14 protein-coding genes are annotated in these 12,761 nt (G+C 64.8%); 9 read left to right on the plus strand and 5 right to left on the minus strand.

Annotated features, from left to right (window positions below; genetic code table 11):
- The 9 genes from FHP89_RS17220 to FHP89_RS17260 all read left to right on the plus strand — a co-directional run.
- A partial coding sequence (locus FHP89_RS17220; RefSeq protein WP_144178192.1) for an IclR family transcriptional regulator occupies positions 1–547 on the plus strand: 547 nt, incomplete at its 5' end.
- Between the two features lie 80 nt (positions 548–627).
- On the plus strand, positions 628–1,605 hold the full coding sequence (locus tag FHP89_RS17225) for an AAA family ATPase (protein WP_144178193.1): 978 nt from the start codon (positions 628–630) through the stop codon (positions 1,603–1,605).
- Entirely contained in the window at positions 1,605–3,344 is a 1,740-nt protein-coding gene (locus FHP89_RS17230) for a cobaltochelatase CobT-related protein (protein WP_144178319.1), read from the plus strand. The genes FHP89_RS17225 and FHP89_RS17230 overlap by 1 nt, the downstream gene beginning before the upstream one ends.
- A gap of 29 nt (positions 3,345–3,373) precedes the next feature.
- Entirely contained in the window at positions 3,374–3,748 is a 375-nt protein-coding gene (locus tag FHP89_RS17235; protein WP_144178194.1) for a cupin domain-containing protein, read from the plus strand.
- A 3-nt stretch (positions 3,749–3,751) separates the two neighbouring features.
- Positions 3,752–4,105 carry a Lin0512 family protein gene (locus FHP89_RS17240; protein WP_144178199.1) on the plus strand — a complete coding sequence of 118 codons (354 nt, stop codon included), beginning with the start codon at positions 3,752–3,754 and terminating at the stop codon, positions 4,103–4,105.
- Positions 4,098–4,469, plus strand: coding sequence for a Lin0512 family protein (locus FHP89_RS17245; RefSeq protein ID WP_144178201.1), 372 nt, complete (start codon positions 4,098–4,100; stop codon positions 4,467–4,469). Before FHP89_RS17240 ends, FHP89_RS17245 begins: the two co-directional genes overlap by 8 nt.
- Before the next feature lie 4 nt (positions 4,470–4,473).
- Positions 4,474–4,671: a hypothetical protein gene (locus FHP89_RS17250; RefSeq protein WP_144178204.1), complete on the plus strand. Its 198-nt coding sequence runs from the start codon at positions 4,474–4,476 to the stop codon at positions 4,669–4,671.
- 582 nt (positions 4,672–5,253) lie between these two features.
- Positions 5,254–6,735 (plus strand): SulP family inorganic anion transporter, encoded by a 1,482-nt coding sequence (locus FHP89_RS17255; RefSeq protein ID WP_144178206.1) that lies wholly within the window; start codon positions 5,254–5,256, stop codon positions 6,733–6,735.
- Positions 6,736–6,746: 11 nt separating this feature from the next.
- Positions 6,747–7,610 (plus strand): universal stress protein, encoded by an 864-nt coding sequence (locus tag FHP89_RS17260; RefSeq protein WP_144178208.1) that lies wholly within the window; start codon positions 6,747–6,749, stop codon positions 7,608–7,610.
- 86 nt (positions 7,611–7,696) lie between these two features.
- Here FHP89_RS17260 and FHP89_RS17265 read toward each other — a convergent pair whose 3' ends face one another.
- From FHP89_RS17265 to FHP89_RS17285, 5 genes are all read right to left on the minus strand, one after another.
- Positions 7,697–8,413, minus strand: a complete 717-nt coding sequence (locus tag FHP89_RS17265; protein WP_144178210.1) for an aspartate/glutamate racemase family protein — start codon at positions 8,411–8,413, stop codon at positions 7,697–7,699.
- Positions 8,414–8,449: 36 nt separating this feature from the next.
- Positions 8,450–9,694, minus strand: coding sequence for an NAD(P)/FAD-dependent oxidoreductase (locus tag FHP89_RS17270; protein WP_144178212.1), 1,245 nt, complete (start codon positions 9,692–9,694; stop codon positions 8,450–8,452).
- Positions 9,695–9,697: 3 nt separating this feature from the next.
- The gene (locus tag FHP89_RS17275) at positions 9,698–10,069 is read right to left on the minus strand and encodes a RidA family protein (protein ID WP_144178214.1); all 372 of its coding nucleotides are present in this window, start codon (positions 10,067–10,069) and stop codon (positions 9,698–9,700) included.
- 66 nt (positions 10,070–10,135) lie between these two features.
- Positions 10,136–11,083, minus strand: coding sequence for a Bug family tripartite tricarboxylate transporter substrate binding protein (locus tag FHP89_RS17280; RefSeq protein ID WP_144178221.1), 948 nt, complete (start codon positions 11,081–11,083; stop codon positions 10,136–10,138).
- Between the two features lie 135 nt (positions 11,084–11,218).
- Entirely contained in the window at positions 11,219–12,757 is a 1,539-nt protein-coding gene (locus FHP89_RS17285) for a tripartite tricarboxylate transporter permease (RefSeq protein WP_222105433.1), read from the minus strand.
- Positions 12,758–12,761: the final 4 nt, after the last annotated feature.

The following is a 12,761-nucleotide window of genomic DNA, read 5'->3' on the forward strand; positions in this document are numbered from 1 at the left end:
CAACACCGTGCACGGCGCGCGCCATGTGGTGCTGCGCCAGCTGGTTGAAGAAGTGGGCGAGAGCTGCAACATCACCGCCTTCTCGGGCAGCGAGGTCTTGTATCTGGACCGCGTCGAAACCGCCGCGCCGCTGCGCTTCTATCTGCACCCCGGCTCACGCGTGCCGGCGCACTGCTCGGCCAGCGGCAAACTGTTTCTCGCCCAGATGAGCCCGGCCCAGCGCCGCCGCCTGCTCGCCCATGTGCCGCTTGAGCGCTTCACCCCCAAGACGCTGACCACGCTCGACGCGCTCGACGAAGAGATCGACACGGTCAAGCGCCAGGGCTACGCGCTGGACGACGAAGAATTTCTGCCTGGGCTGATCTGCGCCGCGGTGCTGGTGCCGCGCCAGAACGGCCGCTCGAACATGGGCATCGCCATTCAGGCGCCGATCATGCGTCTGAGCCACGACAAGGTGCTCACGCTGCTGCCGGCGCTCAAGCGCGCCGCCAAGGCGCTGGCCGATATCGAAACGCAGGCAGAGAACGAATTGCAGCACTCGGCCTGAACGGGGGGAGGTCTCCTGTTCGGGTGAAAACCGACGCCGTGGGCAATGACCCGCGGCGCGCAACCCGAATGGAGAAGCCCGTGACAGACAATGTGATCACCGCGCCGGACAAGCAAGTGTCCGTTCGCAGCGTGTTTGGAATTGATTCCGACCTGATGGTGCCAGCGTTCAGCGAGCGCGACGACCATGTGCCGGAAATCGATGAAGCCTATCGTTTCAACCCTGATGTGACGCTGGCGATTCTGGCCGGCTTCACGCGCGACCGCCGCGTCATGGTGCAAGGCCTGCACGGCACCGGCAAATCCACGCATATCGAACAGGTCGCCGCGCGGCTCAACTGGCCTTGCGTGCGGGTGAACCTCGATGGACACATCAGCCGGCTTGATCTGGTCGGTAAGGACACCATCGTCGTGCGCGACGGCCTGCAGGTGACCGAGTTTCAGGAAGGCATCGTGCCCTGGGCGCTGCAACGCCCGGTGGCGATGATCTTTGACGAATACGACGCCGGCCGGCCCGACGTGATGTTTGTCATCCAGCGCATTCTGGAGCGCGACGGCAAGTTCACCCTGCTCGACCAGAACCGCGTGATCCGCCCGCACCCGTACTTCCGCCTGTTTGCCACCTCCAACACGGTCGGCCTGGGCAATCTGTCGGGCATGTATCACGGCACGCAAGTGCTCAACCATGCGCAGATCGACCGCTGGAACATTGTCGCCACGCTCAACTACCTGCCGCATGACGAAGAAGTCGCCATCGTGCTCGCCCGCGTGCCCGCCAAGAACTACGACAAGGGCCGCAAGCTGATCGCGCAGATGGTGCAGGTGGCCGACCTGACCCGCAAGGGCTTTGCCGCCGGCGATCTGTCCACGCTGATGTCGCCACGCACGGTGATCACCTGGGCCGAGAACTGCGAGATCTTCCGCAACCCGCCGCTGGCCTTCCGCCTGTCCTTCCTCAACAAGTGCGACGAAGCCGAGCGCCCCATCGTGGCCGAGTATTACCAGCGCTGCTTTGGTGAAGAGCTGGACGAGTCGTGGATGCGCGAGGCGCAAAGCTGATGCAGGCGAGTGCGCAGCAGCGCGCCAAGCGTCAGCAGAAGGTGGAGGAGCTTTGCGCCGCCACCCTGCGCGCGCTGACCGGCGATGCCCAACTGCACTACCGGGGCCGGCGCCTGCACCAGGGCGCGCGGCCGCTGCCCATGCATGCGCCGCATTTGCGCATCGACTCCGATCAGGACGCGTTCGAAGACTGCCGCGCCGCGGCCGACGGCATGGCCTTGCGGCTGCTGCATTCTGACCCGGAACTGCATCGCAGTCTGGCCCCGGCGGGTGGCGTGCAGCGGCTGGTGTTCGAGTGGCTGGAGCAGTTGCGCGTCGAAACCCATGTGCCGATCGACATGCCCGGCATGGCCGAAAACTTGCACCACCGCTTCGAAAACTGGTCGCGCACCTTCTACCGCGAGGGGCTGACCGAGGGGCGCTTCGGCATTTTGCTCTACACCGTGGCGCAGATGAGTTGGTCGCGCCTGATGGCCAAGCCGGTCATGCACGAGACCGAGGACTACATCGAGGGCACGCGCGCGTCGCTGGTGAGCGCGCTCGGCACGCCGCTGGCCGGCATGCGCCGCCACCGCGACAACCAGGCCGAGTTCGCCAAGCACGCGCTGGAAGTGGCGCGGGTGGTCGACGAGACCATGCGCTCCGACATGGCCGACGTCGGTGGCGACGACGCCGAGCGCGACCCCGAGGAAGAAGACGAAGCCAAGAGCCGCTTCGCGCTGTTGCTCGACTTCGATCAGGACGAAGGCGATGGCAACAACATCGCCGCCGCGACCACCGGCGACAGCAAGGTGTTTGAAGACGCCAAACAGGCCTACCACGTGTACACCACGCGCTTCGACACCGAGGTGCCCGCCGGCACGCTGGTGCGCAAAGCCCTGCTGCGCGAGTACCGCGAGCGTGTCGACAAGCGCATCACCGAGCAAGGCATCAACCTGCCGCGCCTGGCGCGCATGCTCGGCGCCATCCTGGCCCGACCGCAGCGCGATGGCTGGCTGTTTGGTCAGGAGGAGGGGCGCATTGACGGCGCCCGTCTGTCGCAGCTCATCAGTTCGCCGGCTGAGCGGCGTCTGTTCCGGCAAGACCAGTACAAGCCCTCGGCCGACTGTGTGGTCACGTTTCTGGTCGATTGCTCCGGCTCGATGAAGACCCATTCCGAACCGGTGGCGATGATGGTCGACCTGCTGATTCGCGCGCTTGAGATGGTCGGCGTCACCACCGAGATGCTCGGCTTCACCACTGGCGGCTGGAACGGCGGCCGGGCGGTCAAGGAGTGGATGGCGCACGGCAAGCCGGCGCATCCGGGCCGGCTCAACGAAGTCACCCACATGGTGTTCAAAGAGGCCGACCGTAACTGGCGCCGCGCGCGCATCGACATGATGGCCTTGCTCAAGCCTGACCTGTTTCGCGAAGGCATCGACGGCGAGGCGGTGGACTGGGCCTGCAATCGCCTGCTCGCGCGCAGCGAGGAGCGCCGCATCCTGATCGTGATCTCGGACGGCTGCCCCGCCGACAGCGCCACCGGCCGTGCCAACGACGAGTTCTACCTCGACAACCACCTCAAGGAAGTGGTCGCGCGGCGCGAGGCGCAAGGCGCGGTGGAGATCCTCGGCCTTGGCGTCGGCCTCGACCTGAGCCCCTTCTACCGCCGCTGCCTGGCCACCGACATGAGTCAGGCGCTCGACAACGAACTGTTTTACGACATCGTCCAGCTGATCGGCGGACGCCACCGGCGCTGATGCCGGCCTCAATACGGACGAAAAGCCCCATGCCAAACCCCGTGATCAGTTTTGCCGAGAGCGACGCCGAATGCGTTGACAGCCGACTGGCTGACTTGCCCAATCGCGTGCTTGAAGGCGACCCGCAGCATCGCAACCAACTGCACTACCAAAGCGCCGACGGTGCACTCATTGCTGGCACCTGGACCAGTACCCCCGGCCGCTGGCACGCCTTCACCGATCGCGACGAGTTCTGCGTCATCCTCGCCGGCCACTGCCGCCTGATCGCCGACGACGGCACCGCCAAGACCTTCATGGCCGGTGACGCCTTCATGATCCCGAATGGCTTTCGCGGCTACTGGGACGTGATCGAAACCACCACCAAACACTACGTCATCCGCAGCTACACCCCCACCGAGGACTAAATCATGGCCCTGAAAAAAATGGTGGTGCAGTTCGGCATGGGGACCTCGATCCGCAGCCGCAACTACACTCAGGCCGGCGCACGCGCGATCCGCGACGCGCTCTGGCATCACTCGCTCAACGTCGCCGATGCCTTCGGCTTCCCCCGTACCGCGATGGTCATCGACGCCGTCGTTGCCGTGCAGCGCCCCGATCTGGTCGACGAAGCCGAGCTGATCAAGGTGTTTCCGTACGGGCAGGTCACGGTTCGCGTGATCGAAGGCGGGCTCGACGTACCCAAGCCCAGCGGCGACAGTATCAGCGTCATCGCCAACGCCGCCATCACCGTTTCCTTCGACATGGAGGCCGCCCATGACTGAAAAACGCATCATCCTCGAAATGGGCACCGGCAACGACCTCTACGGCGAGGACTACACCAAGGCCGCCTGCCGCGCCGTGCAGGACGCGCTGCACCACTCGTCCATCCTGCTGTTTCGCAGCCTGGACATCGACCACCGCGACATGCGCGTGCAAGTCACCATCGGCGTGCAAGAGCCCGACAAGGTCGACACCGATGCGGTCGCCGACACCCTGCCGCGCGGCTACGCTGAAGTGAAGGCGGTGAAGGGCGGGTTGAACGTGCACGACCCCGAGCAGGGCACCACCCACATCATCGCCACGGCAGCCGTTGAAGCTTTCGTGCCGCTCACCGCGGGCGCCTGGCGCTTGAGCGAAGGCGTGTGATGACGTGACGCTCGCCGACACGGTGTGGGCGGCAACAAAAGGGCAGGGCGTATCGCTGGTGAAGTGGCCCGGCGATACGCCCTTTCTGTTTGTCTCTTGCGCGACCGTGCTCGCCCGACCGCGTCAGCATGCGGCCGGCTACGCTGAACGACGCAGCCCGCGTCGGGTGGAAAAGCGCAGCGCCTTCCACCGCATGCGGTGATCGGAGTGGAGGCATTCGGCGGATGATGCTTCGCTGATCCGCCCTGCATCAGCGGGTGCGGAGGCTCATGGATAGGTCGAAGGTCGAGTGGTCAGTCGACGTTCAGGGTCGAGATAACGTTCTACTTGGGTCGAGTGTGTCGGCAAACACCTCGTCCGGTGTTGGCGAGGTGGCATCCGGTAGGCGGCGTTTGGCCGGAATCGGCTTTGGCAGATGTGGGTGAAGCGAGTGGGCGTCGGTGCCTTTCTTGACGCGGTGCTGTTGTGCGATGCACAATGCGGCGATGAACGTAGTCGCCGCGCGCCGCTCAATTGCACTGCAATGCATCCGCCTCCGTGGCTTTGCCGTGCATGGGGCTCAGCCTGTCAACTATCGTGGCGCCGCCTTGCCGCGTGGCTACTTCTGCGCTGTAACACCTCCTTGATCCACGTCTGACGCCGTTTGACCTGAAGGCTTGTGCTGCCATCGCGTCGATGACGCTGGCACGCAGCTGATTGGCCGTTTTCGCTCGTCGTACCGACGGGCGTCGTGTGTTCTCCATTTTCTTGTTACTCGGCCATCGCGGTCGACAGACCTATAACTATGTCCCTACACAGACTCCAGCAGGACTGGCTTTCGAACGTCCGCAACGATCTGCTCGCAGGTCTTGTGGTCGCGCTGGCCTTGATTCCCGAGGCGATTGCCTTTTCCATCATTGCGGGCGTGGACCCCAAGGTGGGTTTGTACGCCTCGTTCTCGATCGCCACGCTGACCGCCTTCTTCGGCGGCCGGCCGGGCATGATCTCGGCGGCCACCGGCGCGATGGCGCTGGTCATCGTGACCCTGGTGAAAACGCATGGTCTCGACTATCTGCTGGCCGCGACGGTGTTGACCGGGGTGCTGCAGATCTTCGCCGGCTGGCTCAAGCTGGGCCAGCTGATGCGATTCGTGTCGCGCTCGGTGGTCACCGGCTTCGTCAATGCGCTGGCGATCCTGATCTTCATGGCGCAGTTGCCGGAGCTGATCGACGTGACCTGGCATGTCTATGCCATGACGGCGGCCGGCCTGGCGATCATCTATGGCTTCCCGTACATCACCCGCGCGGTGCCCTCGCCGCTGGTGACCATTGTGTCGCTCACCGCGCTGTCGATCGCGCTGGGTCTTGATATCCGCACGGTGGGCGACATGGGCGAGCTGCCCGACAGCCTGCCGTCCTTCCTGATGCCGAACGTGCCGTTCAACCTCGAAACGCTGCAGATCATCCTGCCGTACTCACTGACGCTGATGGTGGTCGGCCTGCTCGAATCGCTGATGACGGCGACCATCGTCGATGACCTGACCGACACCAAGAGCGACAAGAGCCGCGAGTGCGTCGGCCAGGGCGTGGCCAACATCGCGACCGGTTTCATCGGCGGCATGGCGGGCTGCGCGATGATCGGTCAGTCGGTGATTAACGTGAAATCGGGCGGCCGTGGCCGGCTGTCGACGCTGGTGGCCGGGGTCGTGCTGCTGATCCTGGTGGTCTTCCTGGGCGACTGGGTCAAGCAGATTCCGATGGCGGCCCTGGTGGCGGTGATGATCATGGTGTCGATCGGCACCTTCAACTGGGGCTCCATCACCAGCCTGCGTGAACACCCGAAGAGCTCTTCGGTGGTGATGTTTGCCACAGTGGTGGTGACCGTGGCGACCCACGATCTGGCCAAGGGCGTGCTGACCGGCGTGCTGCTGTCGGGCTTCTTCTTTGCCCACAAGGTCGGGCAGATCCTGCGCATCGGCTCGCGCACCGAGGACGATGGCCGCAGCCGTAGCTACCAGGTCAGTGGTCAGGTGTTCTTTGCTTCGGCAGAACGCTTCGCCAACGCCTTCGACTACAAGGAAGTGCTCGACACCGTGCGCATCGATGTGAGCCGCGCCCACTTCTGGGACATCACAGCGATCAGCGCGCTGGACAAGGTGGTACTCAAGTTCCGCCGCGAAGGCACCGAGGTCGAGGTCATCGGCCTGAATGAAGCGAGCGCCACCATGGTGGACAAGTTTGCCGTGCATGACAAAGACGGCGCCGACGACGTGCTGCTGGGCCACTGAGGAGAATGCACATGAATATCGATCGCAAGATTCTCGCCTGCGTGGATACCACGCCGATGGCCGAGGTGGTGACCGACTACGCGACCTGGGCGGCTCGCCGCCTCGATGCGCCGGTGGAGCTGCTGCATGTGCTCGAGCGGCATGTCGAGTTGTCCGACAATCAGGACCACAGCGGCGCCATTGGCCTCGACGCCCAGGAGAAGCTGATGGACCGGCTGACCCAGGAGGATGCCGAGCGCACCCGCAGCGCGCGCGAGCAAGGCCGCGTGTTGCTCTCCGGCCTGCGCGAACGCGCCGAGCAAGGTGGCGCGACGACCGTCGACAGCCGCCTGCGCCATGGCGACATCGAAGAGACCCTGGCCGAGCAGCAAGAAGGCAGCCGGCTGCTGATCATTGGTCGCAACGGGCACCCCAAACGCGATGCCAAGACCGGCCTGGGTCAGCACCTGGAGTGGGTGGTGCGCTCTGCCACCCGGCCGGTCCTGGTGGTGACCGAAGCCTATCGGGAGCCGAAGTCGGTGCTGTTTGCCTTTGATGGCAGCAGCGTGACCCGCAAGGGCGTCGACATGCTGGCTGGCAGCCCGCTGCTGCGCGGCCTCAAGCTGCAATTGCTGACCGCCGGTGAGCCCGGCGCGGCCGAGCAGAAGTCGCTGGATGCCGCGGTCGCCAGCCTGGTCGCCGCCGGCATCGACGCCACCGCCAGCACCCGCGCCGGCAGCCCGAAAGAGGTCGTCGCCGACGCGCTGGCCACCGGCGGCTTCGACATGCTGGTGATGGGCGCCTACAGTCACTCCCCGCTGCGCAGCCTGTTGTTTGGCAGCAAGACCACCGACATGCTCACCTCGACCTGCGTGCCCACCTTGTTGCTGCGCTGACCGGCGCGGCCGGGTGGCCTGTTGCTGGCTCAATCAAGAAAGGCGCCGATGGCGCCTTTCTGCTTTTTTGGGCGTGATGCGGGTACTCAGGCGCGGGTGCGCTGCACCGTGGCGGCGATCATGCGGGTGAGGCTGGTGAGGTCGAATACGGGCAGACCGAAACGGCGGTGGAGCTCGGGGGCAAAGTGCGACAGGTCGGTGCATTCGAGCACGAGTGCGCCGATGTCGGGGGTGTCGGCGAGCAGGCGTTCGACGACGCCGCCGAGTTCGGCGGAGAAGACATCCATGTCCAGGTCGTTGCGTTTGCCGTGGAGGATGACGTCGGCGAACTGCGGCTGAAGCTGCATGCCCGCGATGGCGATGGGCTCGTCGGCGATGCCGGCGCCGCGCAGGTGGTCGGGGCTGAGGGCCTCGCTGTTGGCGACGACCACGCCGACCTTTTTGTGGCTGCCGAGCATGCGTGAGACGAGCGGCACCTGGAGCAGGCTGGACATGAAGACGGGCACGCTCACGGCGTCGGCGATTCGCATCTGATGCAGCGCGAGAAAGCCGCAGCTACCGGTGATGGCGCGCACGCCTTCGCGTTCGAGCTGACGGGCGGCATCGATGAAGGGCGCGAGCAGGGCCGGATCGCGCTCACGGATGAGGCGGTCGACGGTGGCGCCCCTGACGGTGTGGTAAAGCACCGGGAAGTCGAAGCTCGCCGCGTATTTGATGTGCCCTTCGGGTTTGGGAAAGAAGGACTCCAGCGAGATCACGCCGAGCGGGATGCCGTAGGTGTTGAAGCCGCCTTGAAGAATCATGAGGGATCGCTCTGGTGAGATGAAGGCTGTGTTGGCTTAGCCGAATCGCGCGGGCGAGAAGGCGGCGAGTGCCGATTCGTTTGCAGGGTCTTGAATGCTTTCGGCGACCAGCTTGCCGGTGGCTGCCGCGAGTGTCAGTCCCACGTGGCCGTGCCCGAAGGCGACCATGAAGTTGGGGTGGCCCGGCAGGCGGCCGATGACCGGCAGGGAGTCGGGGGTGGAGGGGCGGCTGCCGACCCAGGTCGATTTGACGGGGGGGGTGTGGCCGATCATCTGGGTGGCGACGTCGAGAATGATGCCAGTCTGCCGCTCGCCCAGCGGCGCGTCGGGTTTGGCGAACTCGGCCATGCCGGCGATGCGCACGCCCTCGTTCATGGGGGTCATGAACACGGCACGGTCGAGCCAGCCCACCGGGCGGCTGATGCGCCAGGCGGCGGTGTCGAGCATCAGGTGATAGCCGCGTTCGCTGACCATCGGGATGCGGGTGCCGAGCTGGGCGGCGAGTTTGGCGCCGGCCACGCCGGTGCAGATCACCACGCGATCGAAGTCATGACTGGCTTGCGCGGTCTGCACGCGGCAGCCGGTGGGCGTGTCGCTGAGCGCACTGACCGACTCTTGCAGCAGCCGGCCGCCGTGGGCCACAAAGTGGCGGGCGTAGCGGCGGCTGATGTCGATCGGGCTGACGGTGAAGCGGGTGTCGGGGTAGAGCACGCCGCCGGCGTGGAAGGGCGCGAGGTCGGGCTCCAGCGCGCGCACCTCATCGGCGCTCAGGGTCTGGATGTTGACGCCTTGCGCTTTGCGCTCGCTCAGGTGGCCGGCGAGGGCGGCGTCGAAGCCGTCGCGCGTGCTGAACAGCGCCAGGCAGCCTTTGTGCTGAACGAGATCGCTGGCGCCGGTGTCGCGTAACAGCACCTCGTCGGCGGCCGGCGCGATCATCTGGAGTGCGGTGAGCGCCTCGCGGCCGTGGCGGTAGTTGGCGGGCGTACAGGCTTTGACAAAGTGCCAGCCGTAGGCCGTCAGCTGCGGTGCGTAGCTCGGCTGCAGAGACAGCGGGCTGGTCTTGTCGAGCAGCATGCCGGGAATCTTGCGCAGCTGGGCAAAGTTGGCCATGGGCAGCCGGGCGTAGTCGGCGAACAGGCCAGCGTTGCCAAACGAGGTGCCTTCGCCGGGCGCTTCGCGGTCGATCAGGGTGACCTTGGCGCCGGTGCGTTGCAGCCACAAGGCGGTCGACAGGCCAACAATGCCTGCGCCGATGACCGCGATGTTGTGGGGGGCGTTCATGCTTCAGTCGCCTGTGGCAGTGCTGGGGTTGCGCAGGGCAACCACCTGGATTTCAACCTTGAGCTCCGGGCGGGCCAGACGCGATTCGACGCAGGCGCGGGCGGGCGGATTCTGGCCGTCGATCCAGGCGTCCCAGACGGTGTTCATGGCCTGGAAGTCGCGAATGTCGGGCAGCCAGATGTTGGCTGACAGCAGCTGTGATTTGTCCGAGCCCGCGAGGGCGAGCAGTTCTTCGGTTTTGGCGAGAATCTGCGCGGTCTGACCGGCGACGTCGGCGGTGGGGTCTTGCGCGACCTGGCCGGCCAGAAAAACCATGGACCCGGCGCAGACCACCTGGCTTGCGCGCTGGTTGGAGCGGTGACGTTCGATCGTCATGTCGATGCCTCGTAAGTGCCCGAGTGCGGCAGCGCCACACTCGGGTGGGGATGAAACGCGGCGTGCTTACTGCTTCATCTTGGCGGCGGCGTCTTTCATGATGTCGTAGGTCTCGAGCATGTCCTTGACCCAGGCATCGCCATGACGGAAGTCGACATTGGCGCCCATGTTGGCGAAGGCCTGACGCACTTTCGGGTCTTCCATGGCCTGGGTGCTGGCGGTGACCAGCTTCTGGATCACGTCGGCCGGGGTGCCTTTCGGTGCAAACACGCCAGACCAGCCTTCAAAGCTGCCCTTGATGCCGTAATCGGCAAAGGTCGGCACGTTGGGGTACTCATCCATTTTTTGATTCAGAACGAGCAGTCGGGCGCGACCGGATTTGACGTGGGGGCCGAAGGCGGGCGGGAAGGACACGGCCGAATCAATATGGCCGCCGATCAGCGCCACCATCGACTCGGCGGTGGTGTTGCCGTGGACGAACTTGACGGTGTAGCCCGCTTGGTCGGCAATGATGTTGGCGAGCACGGTGCCCGACGAGGCGGCACCCCACGAACCCTGGGTGACCTTGCCGGCCTTGGCGGCAGCGATCAAATCGTCAAAGGTCTTGTAGGGGCTGTCGGCCGGCACCAGGATGCCCAGCGGCACCGACGACAGCTTGACCACCGGCTCGAAGCTGCCGAAGTCGTACGGCGTCTTGCTGAAGTTGGGCGTGACCAGCACGTTGCTCAGGCCGGCGTTGATCAGGGTGTAGCCATCTTTGGCGCTGTTGGCGACAAAGGTGGTGCCGATCACACCGCCGCCGCCGGCTTTGTTGATGACCACGACGGGGCCGCCGAGGATGCCTTCCATGGCGTCGGCCCACAGGCGGGTAGTCAGGTCGGAGTCACCGCCCGCGCCCCAGGGGACGATGACGTTGATCGGCTTTTCGGGGTATTCGGCGAGGGCGGGGCCGGCGGTCAGGGTGACGGCGATGGCGGCGGTGATGCCGAGCAGGGATTGTGCAAACTTCTTCATGTCATGCCTCCTGGGGGTGGGGGTGCTGCTGTTTTTGATTCACGAAAAAAGCTGAAACGGTGTCAGTTTTCTGGCGGGTTCGCCGGTTCGTTCTGGTGCTGCAAAGGCTTCCTCCTTGGTGTGGGGGGTGAGGCGCTACGCCGCTTGTTCGCTTGCGTTCTGGGTGGCTGCGGCTTTCTTTTTGCCCTTCTTCTTCATGCGCATCGCCGAATACACCGAGAACGCCGACAGCGCGGTGAAGATCCATGCAAAGGGCGAGGCGGCGATCATGCTGTAGTCGGTGCCGACGATGGCGATGGCCTGGTCGAGGTTTTGTTCGAGCAGCGGCGTGAGGATGAAACCGATGATGAAGGCCGCCGGATTGAGCCCGACCAGTCGCATGCCGTAGCCGAAGACCGTGAAGCAGATCAGGATCAGTACGTCGTACATGTCCTGATTGGTCGTGAATGCACCGGCAATGGCGAAGACCGTGACGCAGGGGAAGATGTAATAGCGCTGAATCGAGGCGATCTTGGTCCAGAAGCCGAACCCGGCGCGGGCAATGATCAGCAAGAACAGGTCGGTAATCAGGAAGCCGGCGAAGATCGCGTAGATGACGTCGGTGTGTTCATAGAAAATCGTCGGCCCCGGCGTGATGCCGTGAATCAGGAAGGCGCCCATCAGCAAGGCCGTGACGTCATCACCCGGAATGCTCAGTGTGAGCATGGGGATCATGCTCGAGCCGCACACGGCGTTGTTGGCGGACTCGGCGGCGGCGATGCCCTTGAGCGAGCCTTTGCCGAACTCCTCGGGATTCTTCGACGTACGCTTGGCTTCGCCGTAGGCCAGGAAGGCCGCCGCACTGGAGCCCAGTCCCGGCAGCGCGCCGATGAAGGTGCCGATGCCGGTGGACTTGATCAGCGTGCCGAACACCGAGCGGTATTCCTTCCAGGTGACGCGGTTGTCATCCGGGTTGGCCGATTTGCTGAGCACCAGATCGTGGTGCGGCATCTTGCGGTTTTTGATCGCGTCAATCACCTCGGGCATCACCAACACGCCGATCAGCAGCGGCAAAAAGGTGAAGCCACTCATCAACTCGGGCACGCCAAAGGTGAAGCGTGTCGCGCCGGTGATCGACGACATGCCGACCATGGCGAACAGCATGCCGAGGCAGCACGACAGGATGCCGCGCGGGATCGACTCGCCGGTCATCGAGCCGACCACCGTGAAGGCAAAGATCAGCAGGAACACCTTCTCGATCGGCCCGGCCTGCAGCGAAATGACCGAGATCGGCGCGGCGACGAAGATGAGCACCAGCGTGGCTAGCGCCTCGCCGGTGACCGAGGCGTAGAGCGCCATCGCCAAGGCCTTGCCGGCCTTGCCCGCTTTGGTGAGGGCGTGGCCGTCCTGCGCGGTGAGGAAGGAGGCGGCCGCGCCCGGGGTGTTGATCAGAATGGCCGAGATCGAGCCGCCGTAGATGCCGGCTTTATAGACCGCCAGCAGCATGGTGATGCCGATGATCGGGTCTACATAGAAGGTGAGCGGCAGGATGATGGCAATGGCCATGATCGCCGAGATGCCCGGAATCGCACCGAAGAAGATGCCGACGCAGACGCCGGCGATGATCCCGGCGATCGGGCCGACGGCCATGACGGACGCCACGCCACCGAAGAAGTTGTTGAGGATATCAATCATGTTC

This window comes from Denitromonas ohlonensis (assembly GCF_007625205.1).
Taxonomy (GTDB): Bacteria; Pseudomonadota; Gammaproteobacteria; order Burkholderiales; family Rhodocyclaceae; genus Nitrogeniibacter; species Nitrogeniibacter ohlonensis.